The organism is Streptomyces sp. NRRL F-5727 (genome assembly GCF_000719555.1).
Taxonomy (GTDB): Bacteria; Actinomycetota; Actinomycetes; order Streptomycetales; family Streptomycetaceae; genus Streptomyces.
On record NZ_JOGX01000018.1, the window covers coordinates 1 to 21,890 of the forward strand.

The 21,890-nt window shown below is 74.3% G+C and carries 18 protein-coding genes, 1 tRNA gene and 2 pseudogenes; 8 read left to right on the forward strand and 13 right to left on the reverse strand.

What is annotated here, in order from left to right:
* The 5 genes and pseudogenes from IF73_RS0115070 to IF73_RS0115090 form a co-directional block, all read left to right on the forward strand.
* A pseudogene (locus IF73_RS0115070) lies at window positions 1-297 on the forward strand (ATP-binding protein); the annotation flags it as partial.
* Window positions 298-304: 7 nt separating this feature from the next.
* A complete protein-coding gene (locus IF73_RS0115075) occupies window positions 305-739 on the forward strand; it encodes a roadblock/LC7 domain-containing protein (RefSeq protein WP_030497240.1) in 435 nt (144 codons plus the stop codon).
* Window positions 740-741: 2 nt separating this feature from the next.
* Complete coding sequence (locus IF73_RS0115080; RefSeq protein WP_107049256.1) at window positions 742-1,113, forward strand: DUF742 domain-containing protein; 372 nt, start codon at window positions 742-744, stop codon at window positions 1,111-1,113.
* On the forward strand, window positions 1,091-1,714 hold the full coding sequence (locus IF73_RS0115085; protein WP_031007825.1) for a GTP-binding protein: 624 nt from the start codon (window positions 1,091-1,093) through the stop codon (window positions 1,712-1,714). Before IF73_RS0115080 ends, IF73_RS0115085 begins: the two co-directional genes overlap by 23 nt.
* On the forward strand, window positions 1,711-2,277 hold the full coding sequence (locus tag IF73_RS0115090; RefSeq protein WP_031007827.1) for a GAF domain-containing protein: 567 nt from the start codon (window positions 1,711-1,713) through the stop codon (window positions 2,275-2,277). Before IF73_RS0115085 ends, IF73_RS0115090 begins: the two co-directional genes overlap by 4 nt.
* Before the next feature lie 73 nt (window positions 2,278-2,350).
* Here the strand turns inward: IF73_RS0115090 and IF73_RS0115095 are convergent, their stop codons facing one another.
* Window positions 2,351-3,559, reverse strand: a complete 1,209-nt coding sequence (locus tag IF73_RS0115095) for an acyl-CoA dehydrogenase family protein (RefSeq protein ID WP_031007829.1) — start codon at window positions 3,557-3,559, stop codon at window positions 2,351-2,353.
* Between the two features lie 372 nt (window positions 3,560-3,931).
* Here IF73_RS0115095 and IF73_RS0115100 point away from each other — a divergent pair.
* Together IF73_RS0115100 and IF73_RS39515 are read left to right on the forward strand one after the other, a co-directional pair.
* Window positions 3,932-4,005, forward strand: a tRNA-Pro gene (locus IF73_RS0115100).
* A 241-nt stretch (window positions 4,006-4,246) separates the two neighbouring features.
* Window positions 4,247-4,489, forward strand: a pseudogene (locus IF73_RS39515) (PEP-utilizing enzyme); the annotation flags it as partial.
* A gap of 60 nt (window positions 4,490-4,549) precedes the next feature.
* Here the strand turns inward: IF73_RS39515 and IF73_RS0115105 are convergent.
* The 7 genes from IF73_RS0115105 to IF73_RS0115140 all read right to left on the reverse strand — a co-directional run bounded on the left by IF73_RS0115105 (window position 4,550) and on the right by IF73_RS0115140 (window position 12,425).
* Entirely contained in the window at window positions 4,550-6,184 is a 1,635-nt protein-coding gene (locus IF73_RS0115105; protein ID WP_031007830.1) for an ABC-F family ATP-binding cassette domain-containing protein, read from the reverse strand.
* Between the two features lie 382 nt (window positions 6,185-6,566).
* Entirely contained in the window at window positions 6,567-6,890 is a 324-nt protein-coding gene (locus IF73_RS0115110; protein ID WP_037879260.1) for a hypothetical protein, read from the reverse strand.
* Window positions 6,887-7,549, reverse strand: coding sequence for an RNA polymerase sigma factor (locus tag IF73_RS37635; RefSeq protein ID WP_078868066.1), 663 nt, complete (start codon window positions 7,547-7,549; stop codon window positions 6,887-6,889). The genes IF73_RS0115110 and IF73_RS37635 overlap by 4 nt, the downstream gene beginning before the upstream one ends.
* Window positions 7,550-7,818: 269 nt before the next feature.
* Entirely contained in the window at window positions 7,819-9,480 is a 1,662-nt protein-coding gene (locus tag IF73_RS0115125; protein ID WP_031007833.1) for an acyl-CoA dehydrogenase family protein, read from the reverse strand.
* 55 nt (window positions 9,481-9,535) lie between these two features.
* Window positions 9,536-10,150, reverse strand: a complete 615-nt coding sequence (locus IF73_RS0115130; RefSeq protein ID WP_031007834.1) for a TetR/AcrR family transcriptional regulator — start codon at window positions 10,148-10,150, stop codon at window positions 9,536-9,538.
* 421 nt (window positions 10,151-10,571) lie between these two features.
* A complete protein-coding gene (locus IF73_RS0115135; protein ID WP_031007838.1) occupies window positions 10,572-11,054 on the reverse strand; it encodes a hypothetical protein in 483 nt (160 codons plus the stop codon).
* 51 nt (window positions 11,055-11,105) lie between these two features.
* Window positions 11,106-12,425 (reverse strand): hypothetical protein, encoded by a 1,320-nt coding sequence (locus IF73_RS0115140; protein ID WP_031007840.1) that lies wholly within the window; start codon window positions 12,423-12,425, stop codon window positions 11,106-11,108.
* 140 nt (window positions 12,426-12,565) lie between these two features.
* On the opposite strand from IF73_RS0115140, the gene IF73_RS0115145 reads away from it, so the two are divergent.
* Window positions 12,566-13,231 (forward strand): maltokinase N-terminal cap-like domain-containing protein, encoded by a 666-nt coding sequence (locus IF73_RS0115145; RefSeq protein ID WP_031007841.1) that lies wholly within the window; start codon window positions 12,566-12,568, stop codon window positions 13,229-13,231.
* A gap of 24 nt (window positions 13,232-13,255) precedes the next feature.
* On the opposite strand, the gene IF73_RS0115150 is transcribed toward IF73_RS0115145, so the two are convergent.
* From IF73_RS0115150 to IF73_RS0115170, 5 genes are all read right to left on the reverse strand, one after another.
* Window positions 13,256-16,243 carry a helix-turn-helix transcriptional regulator gene (locus IF73_RS0115150; RefSeq protein WP_420706555.1) on the reverse strand — a complete coding sequence of 996 codons (2,988 nt, stop codon included), beginning with the start codon at window positions 16,241-16,243 and terminating at the stop codon, window positions 13,256-13,258.
* Between the two features lie 222 nt (window positions 16,244-16,465).
* Window positions 16,466-18,163 carry a S8 family peptidase gene (locus IF73_RS0115155; protein WP_037879279.1) on the reverse strand — a complete coding sequence of 566 codons (1,698 nt, stop codon included), beginning with the start codon at window positions 18,161-18,163 and terminating at the stop codon, window positions 16,466-16,468.
* Window positions 18,164-18,791: 628 nt separating this feature from the next.
* Window positions 18,792-19,658, reverse strand: a complete 867-nt coding sequence (locus tag IF73_RS0115160; RefSeq protein WP_031007847.1) for a GNAT family N-acetyltransferase — start codon at window positions 19,656-19,658, stop codon at window positions 18,792-18,794.
* 237 nt (window positions 19,659-19,895) lie between these two features.
* Window positions 19,896-20,807 carry an inorganic polyphosphate kinase gene (locus IF73_RS0115165; RefSeq protein ID WP_031007849.1) on the reverse strand — a complete coding sequence of 304 codons (912 nt, stop codon included), beginning with the start codon at window positions 20,805-20,807 and terminating at the stop codon, window positions 19,896-19,898.
* Window positions 20,804-21,820 carry an SPFH domain-containing protein gene (locus IF73_RS0115170; protein WP_031007851.1) on the reverse strand — a complete coding sequence of 339 codons (1,017 nt, stop codon included), beginning with the start codon at window positions 21,818-21,820 and terminating at the stop codon, window positions 20,804-20,806. The genes IF73_RS0115165 and IF73_RS0115170 overlap by 4 nt, the downstream gene beginning before the upstream one ends.
* Window positions 21,821-21,890: the final 70 nt, after the last annotated feature.

Genomic DNA, 21,890 nt, shown 5'->3' on the forward strand with positions numbered 1-21,890 from the left:
CCCCCCGCGCCCGCCGCCCCCGAGCGCCCCGCCCCTCCGGCCGGTTTCGGCACCGCAGTGCCGCCGGCGCCGCCCGCACCCCGCGCGGAGGCACCCGGCCGGCCCGACCTGCCCAAGCGGCGCGCCCAGGAGCACCTCGTCCCGCAGCTGCGCGACGAGCCGCAGGCCCGGCCCTCCGAGGACCACGCCCTGCACGACCCCGGCCTGATGGCCGCCTTCCAGCGTGGGATCGGCCTGGCCGAATCCCAGCCCACCCCCCAGGAGTCGCTGCGTCACGGCGACGCGCACAAGGAGTAGATACACGATGACGGGCAATGTGCCGAGCGGCCATTCCTCGGATCTCGACTGGCTGCTGAGCGGTCTGGTCCAGCGGGTCCCGTACACCCGCAGCGCGGTGCTGCTCTCCTCCGACGGCCTCGTGAAGTCCGTGCACGGGCTCGACCCCGACGCGGCCGACCACATGGCGGCCCTCGCCTCCGGGCTCTACTCGCTCGGCCGCAGCGCCGGCGTCCGGTTCGGCGACGGCGGAGAGGTCCGCCAGGTCGTCGTGGAGCTCGACTCCACCCTGCTCTTCGTCTCCACCGCCGGCTCCGGCACCTGTCTGGCCGTCCTCGCCGGCCGGGAGGCCGACGCCGCCGTCCTCGGCTACGAGATGGCGATGCTGGTCAAGAGCGTCCGCCCGTACCTGGTGACGCCCGCCCGCCAGGCGGCCGCAGCGGCGGGTGGCGCCGGTCAGTGAACGTGTCTCCTCCGCAGGAAGGGCCCTGGCTCGACGACGCGGCCGGCCGGCTGATCCGTCCGTACACCGTCAGCGGCGGCCGGACCCGGCCCACCGCCTCGCTCGACCTGCTCTCCCTGGTGATGGCGACCGGATCCGGCCTCCAGCCCCACATGGGCCCCGAGCACGGCCTGGCCCTCCGGCTGTGCGACGGGCCCACCTCGGTGGCCGAGATCGCGGCGCACTTAAGACTCCCGGCCGTCGTCACCAAGGTCCTCCTCTCCGACCTCGTGGACTGCGGGGCCCTCACCGCGCGGGCCCCGCGCTTCCACGCCAACCCATCCGACCGTTCCTTGCTGGAGGCAGTGCTCGATGGCCTACGACAGCGGCTCTGAACGCCATGACGGTTTCGCGGCCGACCCCTTCCCCACCGCGCTGAAGATCCTGGTGGCGGGCGGCTTCGGGGTGGGCAAGACCACCTTCGTCGGCGCGGTCAGCGAGATCGAACCGCTCAGCACGGAGGAGCTGCTGACCTCCGTCAGCGCCGCCACCGACAGCCTGGAGGGCGTGGAGAGCAAGACCACGACCACCGTGGCCATGGACTTCGGCCGGATCACCCTCGACGACCGGAACGTGCTCTACCTCTTCGGCACCCCCGGCCAGGAGCGGTTCTGGTTCATGTGGGACGAGCTGTCCGAGGGGGCGCTCGGCGCGGTCGTCCTCGCCGACACCCGCCGCCTCCAGGAGTGCTTCTCCGCCATCGACTTCTTCGAGCGGCGGGGCATCGCCTTCGTGGTCGCCGTCAACGAGTTCGACGGGGCCTTCCGCTACGAGCCGGAGGAGATCCGGCAGGCGCTCGACCTCCACCCCGAGGTGCCGATCGTGCTCTGCGACGCCCGGATCTCCAGCTCCGCCATCACCACCCTCCTGACCCTCGTCCAGCACCTCCTCAACTCGACCCCGGCCAGCGAGCCGAGCTTCGGAGTCACCCCATGACCTACGACCCGACGGGTCACCTCCTCCTGACCCCCATCGACAAGGACGCCCCGGACCGGGTGCGCAGGCTGCGTGAACTCGGCCTCGGAGACCGCCCCGACCCGGCCTTCGACGAGTTCGCCCACCGGCTCGCCGACGTGACCGGCGCCCCGTTCTCGATGGTCAACTTCATCGACGAGAACCGGCAGTTCTTCGCCGGCCTGCACACGCCGGGCGGCTCCCACTCGGGCAGCGACCTCGGCGCCGCCGGCGCGGGCGGCGTCGGCCGGTTCATGGCGCGCGACCACGGCTACTGCCCGCACGTCGTCGTCCGCCGCAAGGCGCTCGTCCTGGAGGACGTCTGCGACTACCCGCGCTTCGCCGGCAACCCGGTCGTCGACGAGATCGGCATCCGCTCCTACATGGGCGCGCCGCTGATCGACCGCACCGGCGTCGCCCTCGGCACCATCTGCGTGGTCGACACCGACGTCCGGCCGTGGGGCCGGTCCGGTCTGGAGACCATCAAGGCGATGGCGGCGGAGCTCGTCGAGCAGATCCACCGTCGCGAGGACGGGGCGTTCTGACCCTTTCTGCCCGGTTTCGGGGCAGGGCTGAGGGCCCGTACGGCACCTGCCGTACGGGCCCTCAGCCGTCGCGTCACACGGAGGCCGGCTCCGGCTGCGGGGTGCGGACCAGGTCGGAGAGCCGCTCCGACCAGCTGCCCTTGCCCTGGCCGAGGGCGACCTCGCCCAGCCGCAGCAGCTGGATGTCGGAGGTGCCGGCCGGCGCGAAGATGTGGTGCGCGTCGCGGAGGTAGCGCTCGATGGACCGGTCGGTGAAGAGACCGGCGGCGGCGTGGATCTCCATCGCGTTGCGGCCCGAGTCGATGGCCGACTCGACGTTGACCAGCTTGGCGTTCATCAGCTCGGTGTCGCAGGAGAGGCCCTGGTCGAGCAGGTGCACCGCGTGGTACGCGGCGAGCCGGGAGGTCATCAGCCGGGACTGCATCTGGCCCAGCTTGAGCTTCACCGTGGGCAGCTCGGAGAGCGGCTTGCCGTAGCGGATCCGCTCGGTGGCGAAGCGGGTGGTCTCCTCCAGGATGGCCTGGTGGATGCCGAGCGAGACGGCGGTGAGGTTGGCCCGCCCGTAGAGCACGCTGGAGGAGTACGCCACGGCCAGGCCGTCGCCCTCGTCGCCCAGCCGGTTGGCGGCCGGCACCCGGCAGTCCTCGAAGATCAGCTCGCCGAAGCTGAAGCCGTGCAGCCCCATGGCCTGCTGCTGCGGCCCGAGCCGGAAGCCCGGCCGGTCGGCCTCGACGAGGAAGGCGGTGAGCCCCTTGGAGCCGGGGCCGGTCCTGACCACGACGCCGTGCAGGTCGCCGACGTGGCTGTTGCCGACGTAGACCTTGCTGCCGTTCAGGACGTAGTCGTCGCCGTCCCGGACCGCGCTCGCCTCCATGCCCAGCACGTGCCCGCCGGACTCCGGCTCGGTCACGGCGATCGTCGGCAGGCACTCGCCCGAGGCGACCTTCGGCAGCCAGGTCTTGCGCTGGGCGTCGGAGCCGAAGTGGACGATCTTCGCGGTGCCGAGCTGCGACGCCTGGACCATGGCCCCCATCGCGCCGCTGACCCGGGAGAGCTCCTCGATGATGATCGTCTTCGCCAGGTGTCCGGCGCCCATGCCGCCGTACTCCGGACTGATCGTCGCCCCCAGCCAGCCCTGCGCCGCGATGAGCCGGGACAGCTCGTGGTGTACCGTCCTGGACTCCTCCATCTCGGCTATGCGCGGTCTCACCTCGCGTTCGGCGAAGTCTCGCACCGTCTCCCTCAGCCGATGATGGAGTCGGCTGCTGAAGTAGCTGTCCATTACGAGTCCCTCCCTGCGAATCGCCTGCTCGGCATGGTCCGAGCAGGTGGAGCATCGGCAGTGGTCCCGTCCCGAACAGGCCGACACTTCATGGTGTTGATCTTTCCGGGATGGATCAATATCGCCCCAGTATTTGTCCGAAACCGGTGCTGTTGACGATCACTTCGGACTGTGTTTGGTCCGATCTGGAGCCACCGAGTCCGCTGGGGCGCGTGCGTCAAGAGGTGTCTTTCTGCCACATGCCACCGGCAAAGATCATGTTCCGGCCACCGCCCGGCGTGACGCCCGCAAAGCGGTTCGTGACCACGCCGGGAAGTGCGGTATTGTTCTCTTGCACGCAGGGCCGGGGGAAACCCCAGGTCAGACGGGCACCGGGACGTGGCGCAGCTTGGTAGCGCACTTGACTGGGGGTCAAGGGGTCGCAGGTTCAAATCCTGTCGTCCCGACTCGCGAGAGTCGTGTTCGAGGGGCCGTCTCAGAGAGATCTGAGACGGCCCCTCGATCGTTTCCGGGGCCCGGTCGGGCGCCGTCGGCGCCAGGCTGATCGCCATGTTCATGATCCCCCGGCGGGCTACCGGGCTACCGGGCGAACTGGCGCGCGGCGGGCTGCCGGTGCCCGCGTCGGATTCCCTCTCCTGACCGTCCTCGACGGGGACGAGAAGCCGCTCGCCGCCGTGCCCGCGCGACGTGCCGCGTACGACCTCTGCCGGGTGCTGCCGACGTATCCGACGCCGATCCGCGGCGCGTTCGACCCGCAGACCGACCGACATCGGCGGGACGCCGCGGGTCACCCGGATCTCCGCGATCGTCACCGACGTCGGCGCCGACCCCTCCCACGCCTCCATCGCCGCCCGCGGGCTGGGCATTCCGGCGGTCGTCGGCTGCGGCAACGCGACCACGAGGATCCGCACCGGCCGGCGCATCCGCGTCGACGGCCGACGCCCGGCGGGGCCTTCGGGCGGGCGGGGCCCGCCCGAAGGCCCGGCGGGGTCACGCCTCGGGGGCTCCCGTGGTGCGGAGGGTGCCGTTCTCCAGGCGGAGCCAGCGGTTCACGCCGATGCCGGCGAGGAAGCGTTCGTCGTGGCTGACCACGAGGAACGCGCCCCGGTAGGAGTCGAGCGCGCTCTCCAGCTGGCCCACGCTGACGAGGTCGAGGTTGTTGGTCGGCTCGTCGAGCAGCAGCAGCTGCGGGGCCGGTTCGGCGCACAGGACGCAGGCGAGGGTGGCCCGCAGGCGTTCCCCGCCGGAGAGGACGCCGACGGGCAGATGGGCGCGGGCGCCCCGGAAGAGGAAGCGCGCCAGCAGGTTCATCCGCTCCGCGTCGGACCGTTCGGGCGCGAACGCGGCGAAGTTCTCCGCCACCGTGCGGTCCAGGTCCAGCAGGTCGAGGCGCTGGGACAGCGAGGCGACGCGGCCGTCGCCGCGCTTGATCCGCCCGCCGTCCGGGGCGAGTTCGCCCGTGATCAGGCGCATCAGGGTGGTCTTGCCCGAGCCGTTGGGACCGGTCAGCGCGATCCGCTCCGGGCCCCGCACGGACAGGTCGACCCCGCCCCCGGCGAAGACGTCCCGGCCGTCGTACCGGACCCGCATCCCCTCGCCGAGGAAGAGGTCGCGCCCGGCGGGGACCTGGGTGTCGGGCAGGTCGAGGACGAGCCGCTGCTCGTCGCGGAGGGCGCGCCCGGCCTCGTCGAGCCGCGCCTGGGCCTCGCCGACGCGGGAGGCGTGGGTCTGCCCGGCCCGGCCCGCGGACTCCTGGGCGCCCCGCTTCATGTTCCCGGCGAAGATGCGCGGCAGGCCGGCGCTCTTGAGGTTGCGGGCCGCGTTGCTCGCCCGCCGGTCGGCGCGCTCGCGGGCCTGCTGGAGCTCCCGCTTCTCGCGCTTGAGGTCCTGTTCCGCGTTGCGCACGTTCTTCTCGGCGACCTCCTGCTCGGCCCGTACCGCCTCCTCGTACGCGGTGAAGTTCCCGCCGTGGAAGCGCAGTCGGGAGGCGCCGAGCTCGGCGATCCCGTCCATCCGGTCGAGCAGCGCCCGGTCGTGGGCGACGACCAGGAGGAGGCCGTCGAAGTCGGACAGCGCGTCGTAGAGCGTGTGCCGGGCGTCGCCGTCGAGGTTGTTGGTCGGCTCGTCGAGCAGCAGCACCTCGGGCCGCCTGAGCAGCTGGGCGGCGAGGCCGAGGGAGACGACCTGGCCGCCGCTGAGGGTGCCGAGGGTGCGGTCGAGGGCGAGCCCGCCGAGTCCGAGCCGGTCGAGCTGGGCACGGGTGCGCTCCTCGATGTCCCAGTCGTCGCCGATGGTGGCGAAGTGCTCCTCGCTCACGTCGCCGGACTCGACGGCGTCCAGCGCGCGGATCACGGCGGCGACGCCGAGCACGTCGGCGACGGTGAGGTCCCCGGTCAGGGGGAGGCTCTGCGGCAGGTAGCCGAGGGTGCCGCCGACGGTGACCGAGCCGCCGGTGGGCCGCAGCTCGCCGGCGATCAGCTTGAGCAGGGTGCTCTTCCCGGCGCCGTTGGGCGCGACCAGGCCCGTACGGCCGCCGGTCAGGCTGAAGGACAGCTCGTGGAAGACGGGGGTGTCGTCGGGCCAGGAGAAGGACAGGTCCGAGCAGACGACGGTGGCGTGGGACAGGGAAGACATGGAGAGGACCTCGGAGGGAGGGGAGCGGACAGGGCTCCGCCCCGGGCAGACGAAGGGCAAAGGGGTACGACGGGACGGGCCACTCCGGTGGTGCGCTCCTCGGCGCGTCCGGTGGCCGTCAGCTCCGGATCTCACCCGGAGATGTCGTCGTCACCCGCCATGTCTGCCGCTCCTCGTCAGGGGTCAAGGTCCTGGCCAGCGTAACAGCCGGTCCCGGCGGGCCGCAGGGAATAGACCGCCCGTGCCGGACGAGGACGGGCTCGCGTCCGGCACGGGCGGGGCGGGGGGGCCCGGGGCGGAACCGGGGCAGCCCCGGGGTGGGCCAGGGGCAGCCCCGGGGCAGGCCAGGGACAGGGTCTGGGGCGGGGCCAGGTCAGTCCCGGGGTGTGTCGGCCGGGTGCGGGTGCGCCTTGGTGAGGGTGCAGACGCCGTCCACGCACCGGCGTTCCAGCCGGCCGCGGGAGATGGTCTGCGCGAGGCCGACGGCCCAGCAGGTGGGGCAGCCGCGGAAGGCGATCAGGGCGAGCGGGGCGGCCAGTAGGCTGACGGGTCCGGTCACCGGGATCAGGGCGATCGAGCCGGCGATCAGCCCGAAGCCGACGGCACCGCGCGCCAGATGGCGCGGGACGGACTTGCTGGCGTAGTCCGGCACCTGGGCGGGCTGCACGGGGCGGTCGAGGGTCGGTGTGGTGTTCACGGTCGCGGGTCTCCTTCGTCGGGACGACGATCGGGCGCGGGAGCGGGGTCGGTAACGAGGTCGGGGTCGAGGCTGAGACCGGGTACGGTGCCGGGCGCCGGCTCGGGCGCCGGCTCGGGCGTCGCCAGGGCGAGCCGCAGGGCGGCGCGCGCCCGGTGCAGGCGGGACTTCATCGCCGCGTTGCTCAGGCCGAGCGCGTGGGCGACGGTCCGGCCCGGCAGGCCCTGGACGTCCCGCATGATCAGGACCTGCCGCTGGTCGCGGGGGAGGGCGCCGACGGCGGCGGCGATCCGCCGTGCCTCCAGGCGATGCAGCACCGCCTCCTCGGCGGACGGCTCCGCGGCCGCCCCGGGCCCGGCCTCCGGCTCCTCGCCCCGCCGGACGAGCTGGCGGACCTGCCGGAGGCACTCGTTGCGCACGATGCGGAACATCCACGAGGCGAGCGCCCCCGTCGCCCGCAGGGTGCCGATCTTCCGGTACAGGATGATCAGCGCCTCCTGAGCCGCGTCCTCCGCGTCCTGCGGCGAGGCGCACAGGGACAGGGCGAACTTCCGCACGTGCGGCTGGGATTCCATGACGACGGTGGTCAGCGAGGCGACGTCGCCGTCCTGCGCCGCCTTGACCAGCCGCTCGTCGGGCCAGGAGAAGGGTCGGTTCATGGTTCTCATCCTCGTGGTGGTTCCGCGGACTCCGGGCGGGTCCCGGTCAGGCCCGGCTCCGGTACCGGCGCAGCAGGTGCCAGCTGCACGCTCCGACGAGGACGGCTCCGACGACGACGAGGGCGGTGACGAGCATGGTGTCTCCTTCCGTTGGCCGGCCCGTGCGGCCGGACGGGGATAGGAGACGGCGGACACCGAAAAGGATTCACCCCCCTCGCGGAAAGTCTCCGCGAGGGGGGTGAACCCCTTCGCCGGGCCCGCCGATCCCGTCAGACCGGCAGGCGCGTCAGCAGGCCCGCGAAGTCCGTCGACGGGGGCAGGGTGCCGAAGGCGAGGCCCTGGTCGCCGGAGAGGCGGGAGGCGCAGAACGCGTCGGCCACCGCCGTGGGCGCGTGCCGGACCAGGAGCGAGCCCTGGAGGACGAGTGCGGCCCGCTCGGCGACCCGGCGGGCGCGCAGCGGCGCGTCCTCGGTGAGCCGCAGCTCGCCCTGGAGGGCGGTCCAGGCCGCGTCGAGCCGCCGGTCGGCGCCGGACGCCGCCTCGATCTCCGTACGGAACGCCTCCAGGGCCTCCGGCTCGCGGGCCAGGGCGCGCAGCAGGTCGAGGGCGCTGACGTTGCCGGAGCCCTCCCAGATGCTGTTGAGCGGGGCCTCGCGGTAGAGCCGGGGCATGCCCGACGCCTCGTCGTAGCCGTTGCCGCCCAGGCACTCCAGGGCCTCCGCGACCGCGGCGGGCTGCCGCTTGCAGACCCAGTACTTGCCGACGGCGGTGGCCAGCCGCAGGAAGGCGCGCTCGCGCTCGTCGCCGAGCCGGGCGCGGTCGGCGGCGCCGGCCAGCCGCAGGCCGAGGGTGGTGGCGGCCTCCGACTCCAGGGCCAGGTCGGCGAGGACGTTCCGCATCAGCGGCTGGTCGATCAGCGTGGCGCCGAACACCGAGCGGTGGCGGGCGTGGTGGGCGGCCTGGGCGAGCGCGCCGCGGATGCCGGCGGCGGAGCCGAGCACACAGTCCAGGCGGGTCATCGTCACCATGTCGATGATGGTCCGCACGCCCTTGCCTTCGGCGCCCACCAGCCAGGCGACCGTGTCGTCGAACTCGGGCTCGCTGCTGGCGTTGGAGCGGTTGCCGAGCTTGTCCTTGAGCCGCTGGATGCGGAAGGTGTTGCGGCCGCCGTCGGGCAGGACGCGCGGCACGAGGAAGCAGGACAGGCCGCCGGGTGCCTGCGCGAGGACGAGGAAGAGGTCGTTCATCGGCGCGCTGGTGAACCACTTGTGGCCGCGCAACCGCCAGGTGCCGTCCGGGAGTTCGGTGGCGGTGGTGGTATTGGCACGGACGTCGCTGCCGCCCTGCTTCTCCGTCATGCCCATCCCCGCGAGCAGCCCGCGCTTGCCCGTCGGGGTGCGCAGCCCGGGGTCGTACGAGCGGCTGGTGAGCAGCGGTACGTACGTCTTGGCGAGGTCGGGGGAGTGGCGCAGCGCCGGGACCACCGCGTACGTCATCGAGACCGGGCACAGGTGCCCCGGCTCCAGCATGGTGGCGAGCATGAAGCTGCCGGCGCGGGCCACGTGGGCGCCGGGCCGCTCGTCGGCCCAGGCCGCGCCCGCGATGCCCTCGCTCACCGACAGGTCCATCAGCCGGTGGTAGGCGGGGTGGAACTCGACCTCGTCGATCCGGTTGCCGTACCGGTCGTGGGTGCGCAGTTCGGGCTCGTGGCGGTTGGCCTGGTCCGCCCAGTGCTGGGCCTCCTCGCCGGCCACGACCCGCCCGAGGCGATGCAGGTCCGCCAAGTGCCAGCCGGCGCCCTCCCGCTCGACGCCTTCGAGCAGCACCGGGTCGTCGGCGGCGTCGTGGCCGGTCAGCGGCGGGGTCTGGTTGGTGACGGCGTGGGTCACGGCGGTGGGATTGCTGCGGGGCGTGGCGGCGGCGGTGGTCACGGTGGCTGCTCCCAGGGACGGATCGGAACGGATCGGTACGGCGGACGGCGGCGGGCTACGGGGCCGCGGCGGGGACGCCCGCGCAGCGCAGGGCCATGGCGGTGAGCTCGGTGAGGAGGGCCTCGGTGGTGGTCGTTCCGGGGGTGCCGAGCGGGTCGACCAGGACCTCGCCGATCGCGCCGGTGAGCGCGGCGGCGGTGATCTCGCCGTCCTGCTCGGGCAGCACCCCGTCGGCGATGCCGTCGCGGACCACCGCGGCGAAGAGCGCGCGGTAGCGGCGCCGGAAGTCGAGCCGTTCGGCGCCGACGGCGGGCTCGGCCGGGGCGGCGAGCAGGGCGTAGGCGAGTCCGCGGTTCTCCAGGGCCCGGCGTGCGAAGACCTGGATGCCGCGGCTCAGCCGCTCGACCGGGTCGCCGGGGGCGGCGAGCACCTCGCCGAGCACCTCCACCTCGCGCCCGGCGGCGCGCCGGAAGACCTCGACGGCCAGCGCCGCCTTGGACGGGAAGTGCTGGTAGACGGAGCCGGCCGCGATCCCGGCCGCGTCGGCGACCGCGGTCACGGACGCCTGGGACCAGCCCACCTCGGCGACGACCGAGGTGGCACAGGCCACCAGGTGCTCCCGGGCGGCTTCGAGACGGCGGAGTTCGGCGGGGGTCTTGCGGTAGGCCACGAAAGAAGTGAACCACCATTCAGAGTTTCCCGCCATGGTCGGCGCCGGCCGGGCGCATCACGAGCCCGGTTGTCGGTGGTGTCTGGGCCTGGGCCGACACCGGCGAGCTCCGCTGCCGGGAGCCCGGCCACGCCGACGGGCACCTCTGCCTGACCCCGCCGGCCGGCGAGGCGGCGTTCGACGCGCTCCGGCGGTCCTCGTCGAGCGGTACGGGCGGGCGCGGAACCTGGCGCCCTCGGAGCTGCCCGGCAGCGGCAAAGCCCCCTGCTGCACGGCTGGTTCCCGGCCGGAGCATGCGCCGGTACGAGGCGTGGATCCCGCCCCGCTTCGTCCCCCGCTTCCGCTCTGTGCCCGGGAGGACCGCCTGCGGGCTCGCCGTCCGCCCGGACGGTCCCGCGTCGGCGGTCCTCCCGGGCGTCGGTCAGCGCAGCACCGAGGAGAAGTTGTCGACCTGGATCCAGGTGACCGGGTTGGACGCCTGCGGGCCGTAGACCTTGATCACGCCGGCCGTGTTGGCCTCCACGCGGACCGCGTTGATGCCCAGGCTGTTGTTGCGGGCGACGACGCCGCGGGTCAGCTTCGGCGGGACGATCGTGGCCGGCAGGGTGCCGAGGGTGCCGTCCGCGGTGAAGTTGCAGGTGACGGTGCCGCGGAACTGGAGGAACTCGGTGCCGGCGAGGCGGATCACCCGCGCCTGGAGCGGGGTGTCGGCGCCGGGGGTGACCCCGGCCGCGGGGGTGATCGCGGTCCAGTCGACGACGGTCTGGCACCCGTCGACCGGGTCCACGGCGGCGGCCGGGGTGGCCGTGGCGAGCGGGACGCCGACGGCGGCGACGGGGGCGGCGAGCGCGGCGGCGAGCAGGGAACGGCGGCTGGCCGACGGCGCGGACGACTGCTGGGTCATGAGAGGACTCTCCGGAGTGAGGTGTGGGGTGAGGTGGGGGAGGACGGGCGGTCAGCGCCAGGCGACCGAGACGCCGTCCAGGTCGATCCACGTGATCGCGTTGTCGGTGTAGGCGCCGTACGCCCACAGCTCGCCGCGGATGTTGGCCTCGACGCGGCAGACGCACCGCCCGGTGTTGTTGTTCCTCGGCACGTTCTGCCGGGCCAGCCGGGTCGGACGGATGCGGTGCGGCAGCGTCGCGATCTTGCTGTCCGCGGTGAGCGAGCAGGTCAGCGTGCCGCGCAGCTGGAGGTAGGTGGTGCCGGCGAGGGCGACGAGCCGGCCGCGCGGGCGCTCGGTGCCGGCGGTGACGCCGGAGGCGAGCGTGAGGTCCACCCAGTCCGAGAGCACCTTGACGCCGTCGACGGCGGGCTTCGTCGGGTACCAGCAGACGGTCACGTCACGCGAACCGGTCGTGCCGGGCACGGTGTTGCTGAACCCGAAGAGCAGCCGGGTCTCCTGCGTGGCCGGGTCGATCTCGACGGCGACGCCCTCCGGCTCCCGCCGCTCCAGGCCGTCCGCCGCGGTGACGACCTGACGGTCGAGCCGCTGCCCGCTCTCCCAGTCGTACGAGGTCATGAAGGTGACGCCGGGGAAGCCGCTCGGCGTGTCCGGGTAGTTCTTCGTGTCGTACGGCGCCCAGTGGTACGCGTACAGCACGCCGCCCAGCGTCTGGTAGCCCTGGGAGGTCAGGGTCTTCTCCAGCGGGTACGGCGACGGCACGGACGGCGTGACGTCCTCGCCGGCCGGCATGACGAAGGTCGTGCCGACCGGCGTCCAGGTCCCGGCGGCGGCGAGGTTCGCGTCGTACCGGGTGAAGTGCCGCTTGCCGTCCTTGTGGTACATGACGGTCAGCAGGCCGGTGGTGGGGTCGAACGACGGTCCGGTGCCGGCCGTCGAACCCGGCGCGGTGAACTTCTGCGCCTGCGGGATCGTGGTGGCGTCCAGCACCCCGCCGTCGGTGAACTTGAAGCGCGTGACGGACTTGCCGAACGCGACACCGGTGCTCGTGATGTGCAGCGGGCCGCACTCGGTCCACAGGTAGCTGTCGGCGCCGACCGGCTGGCAGCCCATCGACAGGCCGTGGCCGAAGCCCTTCAGCCGCATGGAACCGGTGACCGCGCCCGTCGTGCGGTTGATCCGGTTCAGGTACATGTTGCCGGAGTCGCCCGGCGCGGTCGCCGAGGACTCCAGCTGGAGCACGAAGACGTGCCCGTTGACCGTGTCGGTGGCTATCGCCTGCGGGGCGGGCCCCTGCACCAGGTCGACCGTCTGGATGAGCCTGCCGGTGACACCCGACAGGTCGACGCCGTTGGCGTCCGTGAATCCCATGTTCATTCTCCCCCGTGGATCGCGTCCGGATCCACGTCCCCGGGATCATCACACGGGGTCGCCGCAACGGAACAACGGGGTCCGGTTACCGTTCTGTTACGTTGGCGGCCCCGGTCCCGAGGAGAGGAAGCGATCCGCCCATGGCCACCGTCCACCACACCACGATGCGGCCGACCAAACTGGAACTCCTCGCGGACTGGCTGCCCACCCGCGCCTGGTACGCCGCCGGCCCGGAGGCGCCGCGGCCGGTGAGGGCCGGCGGGTTCCGGCTCGACGACCCCGAGGGCGAGGTGGGCATCGAGTTCATGGCCGTCACCGACGGCGAGGGCCCCGGCGCCGTCACCTACCTCGTGCCGATGACGTACCGGGGCACACCCCTCGACGGCGCCGAGCACGCCCTCATCGGCACCTCCGAGCACGGGGTGCTCGGCACCCGCTGGATCTACGACGGCGCCCACGACCCGGTCCTCGTCGCCGAGCTGTACGCCCTCCTCGCCGGGCGGGCCGTGCCGCAGCACCAGTCGATCAGCGACGCCGCCGACCCGACCGTCGCCGCCGTGCTCGACGCCGCCGCCGGGACCGCGGCGGCCGTCGAACCGGCCGGGTCCGTCGACGGCGCCGACCACACCGACGTACGGCTCCGCACGCCCGGCGACGACGCGCCCGTCACCCTGCGGTTCCACCGCGTCCTGCGGCCGACGGCGGACGACCGGACCGGACTCGGCCGGGTCACCGCCGAGTGGACCCCGGCCGGATCGCCCGGAACCCCCGCGCGCGGCACCTATGTGACCGTCCGCCAGGGCTGACGGCCCGGCGCGTGCGCTCCGTCCTCAGGGGCGGAGCGCCGTCGCCAGCTGGGCACGGGAGCGCACGTCCAGCTTCTGGTAGATGCGGGTCAGCCGCGCCTCCACCGTCTTCACGCTCAGGAACAGCTTCGCCGCCGCCTCCTGGTTCGAGGCGCCCTGGCCCACGAGGCGGGCCAGCCGCAGCTCCGCCTCCGTCAGCGACGCCAGCGCCGTCGGCCCCTCGTCGCCGCCCGGCGCGGCCCCGGGAAGCTCGCCCGCCGGCGCCTCGGTGGCCAGTGCCAGCCACGGCGCCGCCCCCGCCCGCTCGAAGACCGTGGCCGCTCCGTGCAGCGCCGCCTGCGCCGCCGACCGCCGCCGCCGCTTCCGCTCCACCCGGGCCAGCGCCATCAGCGCCCGGCCCTGCTCCAGCGGCAGCCCCGCCTCCGCGAACCGGCAGGCCGTCCGGGTCAGCAGCTCCGCCGCCTCGTCCGTCCGCCCCTCCGCCGCGAGGCACAGCGCCTGCGCCCGGTCGCAGCCCAGCAACACCGTGGTACGGCCCAGCCGTTCGGCCACCGGCCGCACCTCCGCGAGCAGCACCAGGGCCTCCTCGACCGCGTCGTGCGCCAGCAGCGCCTCCGCCAGCTCCTCGTGCCAGCGCAGCATCGACGGGTCCACCGTCGACTGCGCCCGCTCGTCGGCCTGCACCCGGCGCAGCGTCTCCAGGGCCGCCGCCACGTCGCCGTTGACCAGCTGGACGCGGCCCAGCGCGTACTGGCTGCGCGAGAGGAAGACCCGGTCGCCCTCCTCCTCCGACGCCTGGACGCTCCGCCGCGCGTAGCTCGCGGCCCGGCTCAGGCTGCCGCCCGCGGTCTCGGCGAGCGCCAGCGCGTACCAGGCGGGGCCGGGCGACAGGCCCGCCTCCAGGGTGAGCGCCAGCGACTGGCCCGCGTGCGCCAGCGCCGCCGCGCACGCGCCGATCCGCGACTCGATCTCGGCGAGCGTACGGAACAGCTCGATGGCGTCCTCGACCGAACCGCGCCGCTGCACCAGCGGCAGCAGCGCGTTCAGCTCGTCCCGCGCGTCCGTCAGCCGGTCGTCGAAGAGGGCGTGACGGATCGTCAGGATCTGGGCGGCGTTGCGGATGCCGAGCGGCCGTTCGGCGAGCTCCAGCTCCCGCGCGCGGGCGAGCACCGGTTCGGCGTCGGCCGATCCCAGGGCCCGCTCCATCCGGGCCTGCACGGTCAGCGCCTGCGCGGCGGTGCGGGGGTCGCCCACGGACGAGGCCAGCGCCGCCGACTCCATCGCCGCCGTCCGGGACCGCTCCGGATCGCCGTCCGCCAGCACGTACTTGACGGCCAGCCGCAGCTGTACGGCGGCCCGGAGCGCGGTCTCGCCCTCCGAGTCCTCCATGGCGTGCACGTACATGTCGTCGAGGTCGGTCAGGCCCTGGCCCGCGGTGTCCAGGACCGCGAGGCGGGCCCGTACCCGGTCGGCGGGGGACGCGTCCCGGGCGAGCAGGTCCGTCGCGGCCCGCATCGCCAGGTCGGCTCGGGCGGCCCGGGCCGCCTCCTCGGCGGCGTCCACCAGCCGGGCGATCCGCCGCGCGCCGTCCCGGCCGGGCGTCGACTCGGCGGCCAGCAGGGCCAGTTCGGCGGCGAGTGCGTTGTTGCCGCGCCGCCGGGCGGCCTCCGCCGCGGCCGCGACCTCGGCGGCCAGCTCCTCGTCCGGCCGGTCGGTGGCGAGCGCCCGGTGGCGCACCGCCTCGACGGGGTCGTCGACGACCTCCGCGAGCGCCGCGTGGCCGGCGCTGCGCTCGGTCCAGCTGGCGTCGTGCACCAGGGTGGACGGCAGCAGTCCGGCGGTGAAGACGAGCGAGCCGTCCTCGGCGAGCGAGACCAGCCCGGCGCGTTCGGCCGCGGCGAGGTCGGCCTCCGCGTCGGGCCGTCCGGCCCGCCGGACCAGCGTCGCCGAGGGGCGCAGCGCCAGCGCGGCGAGCAGCAGGGTGGCCCGGACCGGCGGGGGAGCGGCGCCCAGGAGCTGGCGGGCGAGGTCCCGGGCCCGGCCGGTGAGGGTCAGCGCCTCGGCGTGGTGCACGGGGGTGCGGGCGTCGGCGAGGGAGCGGCCGACGGCGAGCGCGAGCCGCGGGTTGCCGCCGCTGGCGCGGTGGATACGGCCGGCCATCCGGGACGGCAGCCGGTGGTGGATGAGGAGTTCGGCGATCTCGTCGGCGTGGAGCGGCGGGACGAGCAGCAGATCGGCCTCGGACGGCACCCACAGGTGCGCGGAGTGCCCGGCGTGCTGCCGGCCGGCGGCGCCGGTGCCGGGCTCCCGTCCGTCGGCGCGGGGGGTGTCCCCGTACGGCTCCGGGGTCTCGACCGCGATCACGCGCAGCGACGGCGGGGCGAGGTGGAGCGCGAAGCGGAGCAGGTCGGTGCTGTCGGAGTCGAGGAACTCGGCGCCGTCGACGACGAGCAGCACCGGTCCCCGGGAGGTCAGCGCGCGCAGGATGCGGGCGATGCCCAGGCGCAGGGCGATCGGGTCCCAGCCGCCCTCCTGGAGGGGCGCCTCGCGGCAGAGCATGGCGACGGCGGTGCGCTGCGGTCCGGGCAGGTCGTCGAAGACGCCGGAGGCGGAGACCCCGGCGGGCAGGGCGCCCGGGGCGCCGAGGACGGTGCCGGCGGGGCCGGGCGGGTGTTCCTCCCCGGCGGGGGCGTGTTCGGCGCGCGGGCCGGGCCAGGCGACGGTGGCGGCCACCGAGGCCACCAGCGCGGCCGCGGCGGCGCCGGGTATCGCCCGGTCGGCGGGGAGCGCGGCGAGCCACAGCACGGTCTCGCCCCGGGCCTCGGCCCGGGCGGCGGCGGCCAGCGCGACCTCGGTCTTGCCGACGCCGGCGGGTCCCGTGAGCAGGGCGCGGCCGCGGGCGTGCAGGACCGATTCGAGGCGGCCGAGCAGCTCCTCGCGGCCCACCGGGGCCGCCGCCCCGGCCGAGCCGGGGGAGCGTGCGGGCAGGGAGCCGTGCGGAACCGTCGTCACCTGGTCGTCACCTCCGCCCGTGGGCCCCGCCCATGAGCCCTGCGCAGAGGATACGGAGCCCACCGGCCCCGTCCAGGTCCCTTGTCCGGCATACGGACACCGGGTGCCGCGCGAGTCCGGCTTCCGAACCCGGCGACGCCCCCGTGGTGTAGACCACGAGGGCGGCGCTGACCAGCGGTGATGCTGGTGTGGGGGGTGGTGTTGGCTCGGTGGAGCGGTGGATCAGAAGGTGAGCGACCAGGAGTCGATGTAGCCGGTGTCACCCGAGGCCACATCGCGGACCTGGAGCTTCCAGGTGCCGTTGGCGACCTCGCTGGAGGCGTCGACCGTGTACGTCGTGAGGACGTTGTCGGCGCTGTCCGAGGAGGAGGACGTCTTCAGGTTGCGCACCGTGCCGTCGGGGGCGATCAGGTCGATGACCAGGTCCCCGCGCCAGGTGTGCTTGATGTCCACGCCGACCTTGAGGGCGGCGGGGGCGTTGCCGGTGCGGCCGGTGACGGCGATCGAGGACGACACGGTGGTGTTGTCGGAGATCGTCACGTTGTCGGCGTTGGTGAAGACGGTGCCGGGCTGGGTGGTGCCGCCGGTGACCGCGTCCACGGTCTTGGCCGCGTCGGCGATGCCGGTGCCGCAGCCGCCGGAGCAGGTGCCGGGCAGCGGGCGGGCGTTGGTCTTGATCGCCGACTCGATCTCGGCCGGGGTGAGGGTGCTCTTGGCCGACTTCAGGAGGGCGGCGAGGCCGGCGATGTGCGGCGCGGCCATGGAGGTGCCCTGGTAGGGCTTGTAGTTCTCCGTCGACTGGGTCGTCGTGCCCGAGTTCAGCGTGGAGTAGATCGCGTTCTCGGGGGTGGTGACGGTGCCGGGCGTGTCCGTGGCGTTGCGGGTCTCGCCGCCGGGGGCGGACACGTCCACGAGGGTGCCGTAGTTGGAGTAGTACGACCGGGAGCCGGCGCGGTTGGTCGACGCCACGGTGATGACGTTCGAGCAGTTCGCCGGCGTGAAGCCGGAGGTGTTGGCGTTGCTGTTGCCCGCGGCGACGACGACGGTGGTACCGCGCGAGACGGCGCCGTTGATCGCGGTCTGGTAGACGCTCGGGCAGGAGGAGCTGGCGCCGCCGAGGCTCAGGTTGATGACCTTGGCCGGCGTCGGGTTGGCCGGGACGCCCGGGACGGTGCCGCCGGAGGCCCAGGTGATGGCGTCGGCGATGTCGGAGGACGAGCCGCCGCACTTGCCGAGCACCCGCACGGGCTGGATCTTCGCGTTGTACGCGATGCCCGCGATGCCCTTGGTGTTGTTCGTGACGGCGCCGATGGTGCCGGCCACGTGGGTGCCGTGCCAGGAGGAGCTCGACGCCTTGGAGCCGGTGCCGCACTCGCCGTCGGTGGCGTTCCAGTCGCCCTCGTCCTTGGCGTCCGCGTCGCGGCCGTTGCCGTCGCGGGCGTCGGCGGAGGTGGAGATGAAGTCGTAGCCGGAGACCACGTTGGACGCGAGGTCCGTGTGGGCCGCGTAGCCGGTGTCGATGACGGCGACGGTGACGCCGGAGCCGGTCGTCTTGTCCCAGGCAGAGGGAACGTTCATGCCGCCGGTGGCCTCGAAGAGGTCCCACTGCTTGGCGTAGTCGGTGTCGTTCGGCGTGACGGCCATCGCGTAGGCGCGGATGTCCGGCTCGACGGTGGCGACGGACGGGTCGGCGCGGAAGGCGGCCATGACCTCGTTCACGTCCTGCGAGGTCGCCGAGTCACCCAGGTCGACCAGGGCGGCGCCGCCGGCGAGACGGCGCTCGAAGGCGAGCTCCTCGCCCGTCTTGGCGGCCTTCTCGGCGGCGTCGGTCTTCGCGGCCGCGTTGGAACCGGCCTCGGCGGCCTGGCTCTTGTAGGTGACGATGACCTTCTCGACCGGGGCGCTGGGGAGCGCCCGCATCGCCTGCGAAGCCGGGGCCGGCTTCGGGGTGGGTGCGGCCGGGGCGGCGGCGAACGCCCCGGTGGTGGTGGCTGCGGCACCGATGATCGCGGCGGTGGCGACCACGGATATGACTCTCCGCCTGGAACCGTTCAAAGTGGCTGGCCCTTTCAAGTACGACGTAGGTGCGGAGCAGTGGCGGCGGCGCGGGAGTCGCGGGGCGAAGTGGGGTCGCGTCCGTGGTCCCTGGGCTGGGGGGCCCGTGCGCCGCCACCGGCGCCGACGGCCCGGGTCAAGGCCGTCCCCGGCGGTGATCTCCCCGCATGCACCTGTCAGGTGCGATGTGGGGGATGTTATCCGCCGGTGCGGAGGACAGTAGGGAACGGGGAGGTGAACGCGATACGGGGAAAACCCTTGTCACCCCGCGGGGGTGGGGAGGGGGTCCCCCCGCAGGCCGGGGACGGGGGGCCCGGCGAAGTGCGCGCGGGGTACGCGGGAAGGCGCGCGCGACCGTTCCGGGAGGCGGAAGTGGCCGGATCCGACCCGCTCACGGGCACGCCGGCGCACCTGCGGACGCCCGAGGGGCGCCCGGGGTTTGGAGCGGGTCGGAAAGGGTCCGGGGTCGCGGGGTGTCCGGAAGAGGCGGCCCTCAGCCGAGTTCGAGGGTCGTGACGCCGAAGACGCGGTCCGCCGCGACCGGTCGCACCGGGCCGGTGTACATCCGGGCCGTCTCGAAGGTCGGCGTGAGTCCGCGCTCCTCCGCGAGCCGGGCCGCCGCCGGGTTGGTCTCGGGCATGTCGACGGCGATCGACCGCGCGCCGAACTCCCGGGCCGCCTCGGCGAGCGCGTCGAGCAGCGCCGCCGCGTCCGCCGGGCCGTCCGCGAACAGCGGCCCGACGCGCGCCTCGTCCTGCGAGGGCCGGACGACGCCGTACCCGGTCAGCCGGCCGTCGACCACCCGGGCCAGGGCGCGGTGCCCCGGGGTCGACAGCCAGGCGGAGAGGAAGCGGGGCCGTTCGGCGTGGTGGCAGGCGGAGTCGTACGCGGCGAGTTGTCCCGGATCGACCGTTTCGGCCGGTACGACTCCGGTCACCGGCCGCTCGGGGGACGGAACTTCTCCGACATAGCGGGCCGTGCGATGGGACAGGACGAATCCGGAGCGCCGGTAGTTGTCCTGCTGGGCCGGCACCCCGTCGAGCCCCACCGTGCGCGCGCCCGCGTGCGCGAGCCCGGCGCGCCAGGTGGCCAGCCCGAGGCCCTGTCCGCGCAGTTCGGGCCGGACGAGGTAGAAGCCGAGGAAGGCGTAGGCGTCGCCGTAGGTGACCACGGAGACGGCGGAGGCCGGCTCGCCGTCGATCCGCCCGAGGAAGAATCCGTCCGGATCCTGCGCGAAGAAGGCGTCGCCGTCGGCCCGTCCGGGGTTCCATCCCTCCTCGGCGGCCCAGGCCCGGACGAGTTCCCACTCGGCACGGGTGGCGCGGGCGACGACGAGCGAAGCGGGGGAGAGCGTGGTCACGGACGTCCCTTCGGGGAGGCGGGGTGGGGTGGCGGCCGTCGCGGCACCCGGGCCCGTCCGGACCGGCAGGCGGTGTCCGTACGCGCCGACGGGCCGTACGGCAGGTCCGCCACCGCACACGACAGGTCCGCCACCGCACGTCAAATCGGTCAAAGCGCCCCACCGTAGCGCTTTTCAGCCCGCCCTCCGGCGCCCGCCGAACGATTCCGGCCGCCCCCGGATCGTCCGCGCGCGGCCTCAGCCCACCAGCCGGAGGCGGGTGTCCGCGACGGCGAGGCGGACGGTCTGGCCCCAGGTCAGATCGAGGGCGTCGGTCTCGACGCCGTCGCCGAAGGCCACCAGACGGTCGGACTCGACGGTGAGGCGGAGGCCCTGCGCGGGACCGAGGACGCCCTCGACCCGGCTCGTCCCGGTGGTCGGTGACGGCCACGCCTCGCGGACGAACCAGGCGAGGCGCGGCTCCGCGGGACCCGGCAGGGCGAGCGCGCTGGAGCGCTGCTGCCAGAGCGACCGGAGCCAGCCGGTGGCCCCTGTGCCGGTGCCGGCCAGCACCCCGGAGGACGCCTGCGCTTCGGGCCCGGCGCCGTCCGGGGCGTCGCCGGTGTCCGTGCCGAGGGTGTAGCGGGCGGTCTGGTGGCCCGGCGGCCCCACGTAGATCTCGTTGAGCGCGAGCAGCCGCTGCCCGTCGTCGGTGGCCGCCGCGACCATGGTGAGCTCGTCGGTCGCGACGCCCGGCCCCGCCGCGTACGGCAGCAGCCGCCGCGCGTCCGAGGGCCGGTGCCGGACCAGCACGCCCGCGTTGCGCCCCGGGTCGGCGTCGATGCCGACGACGGGCTGGCCGGCCAGGTACTTGGCGGTGTTGGCGACCAGCCCGTCCTGACCGACGACCACCACCACGTCCTCGGGGCCGAACAGGAACCGGTCCAGGTCGGCGCGTTCCACCCGGGTCTGGCGCCAGGTCAGCGGCACCGCCCCGGCCACGTCCGCGAGCGCCCGCCGGGTGCGCTCGTGCCGCTCCCGCACCTCGTCGGCGGAGCGGCCGCGCGCCGCCAGGAAGAACGCGGCCTGGCCGTGCGTCCCGTGCCGGGCGAGCAGCTCCTCGTACTCCGTCCTGCGGTGCACGAGGACCGCCCGCGGGGCGAGGCTCACGCGCCCGCCCCGCCGCTGCCGCCGTCGCCCAGCTTCGCGAGGAGGCCGGTGAGGACGTCGGGGGTGAGGGTGAGGTGCTGGATCCTGGGCAGCTGCTCGGCGGCCCGGGTGAGGGCGAGGGCGTGCAGGACGGCCGGTTCGGCGGCGGCGTGCGCCTGGAGCCAGGCCGTCTGCGCGGCGGCCCGGGCCTCGCCGACCTCGCGCGCCGCCTCCGCCTCGGCCCGGGCGAGCCGCACCTTCCGCACGGCCTCGGCCTCCGCGCGTACCGCGTCGGCGGCGGCGGACTCCTCCGCCTCCCGGCGCGCGTTGGTGCCGCGCTGCTCGACCAGCCGCTCCTCCTGTCGGGCCAGCTCGATCTTGCTGGCCAGCTCGTTCTCCGCGATCGTCCGCTCGCGCTCGACGGCGACCGCGCGCCGCTCGTAGGTGGCCCGGTCGGCCTCCTGCTGGATCTGCTCGCGGGCGGGGGTCCGCAGGGCCCGCTCGACCTCGGGCTCGGGGCGGATCGCGACCACGCGGACGGCGACCACCTCGATGCCCGTCGCCGGCAGCCGCGGCTCGGCGGCGAGCCCGTCCGTGATCCGGTCCCGGACCGCCGCCACGCCGTCCACCAGCGCCTGCGCGAGCGAGGTCCGGGCGAGCACGTCGAGCGCGTGCTGCTGGGCGGTCTCGGTGAGCAGGGTCGCGATCTGCTCCAGCGGGGTCCCGCGCCAGGCGCCGGTGTCGGGGTCGATGGAGAAGTCGAGCCGGGCGGCGGCGGTCGCGGGGTCCCCGATCCGGTACGTGACGGTGGACTGCACGCTCACGTCCTGGAAGTCCGCGGTGCGGGCGTGGAAGGCCATCGCGAGCTCCCGGTCGTCGACCGGCACCTCGGAGAGCGCCGCGCTGAGCGGCCGGAACCAGAAGCTGAGCCCGGCGCCGTCGTGGGCGAGCCGGCCGCGCTTCTGGTGGCGGATGTGGGCGGTGGGCGCGGAGCGGAGATGGCGCCAGCCGGCCCGCCGGGTGATGTCGGCCATGAGAGAACCCCCTTGTCGTCATGGCGACGATAGAACCGGACTCCGGTTCTCGTCAAGGTGACGCAAAGGG

Coding starts and splice junctions, on each gene's coding strand:
- IF73_RS0115075 (WP_030497240.1), top strand. CDS start 305: ATGACGGGCAATGTGCCGAGCGGCCATTCCTCGGATCTCGACTGGCTG.
- IF73_RS0115085 (WP_031007825.1), top strand. CDS start 1,091: ATGGCCTACGACAGCGGCTCTGAACGCCATGACGGTTTCGCGGCCGAC.
- IF73_RS0115090 (WP_031007827.1), top strand. CDS start 1,711: ATGACCTACGACCCGACGGGTCACCTCCTCCTGACCCCCATCGACAAG.
- IF73_RS0115095 (WP_031007829.1), bottom strand. CDS start 3,559: ATGGACAGCTACTTCAGCAGCCGACTCCATCATCGGCTGAGGGAGACG.
- IF73_RS37635 (WP_078868066.1), bottom strand. CDS start 7,549: ATGAACCGACCCTTCTCCTGGCCCGACGAGCGGCTGGTCAAGGCGGCG.
- IF73_RS0115135 (WP_031007838.1), bottom strand. CDS start 11,054: ATGACCCAGCAGTCGTCCGCGCCGTCGGCCAGCCGCCGTTCCCTGCTC.
- IF73_RS0115140 (WP_031007840.1), bottom strand. CDS start 12,425: ATGGGATTCACGGACGCCAACGGCGTCGACCTGTCGGGTGTCACCGGC.
- IF73_RS0115145 (WP_031007841.1), top strand. CDS start 12,566: ATGGCCACCGTCCACCACACCACGATGCGGCCGACCAAACTGGAACTC.
- IF73_RS0115155 (WP_037879279.1), bottom strand. CDS start 18,163: ATGCGGGCGCTCCCCAGCGCCCCGGTCGAGAAGGTCATCGTCACCTAC.
- IF73_RS0115170 (WP_031007851.1), bottom strand. CDS start 21,820: ATGGCCGACATCACCCGGCGGGCCGGCTGGCGCCATCTCCGCTCCGCG.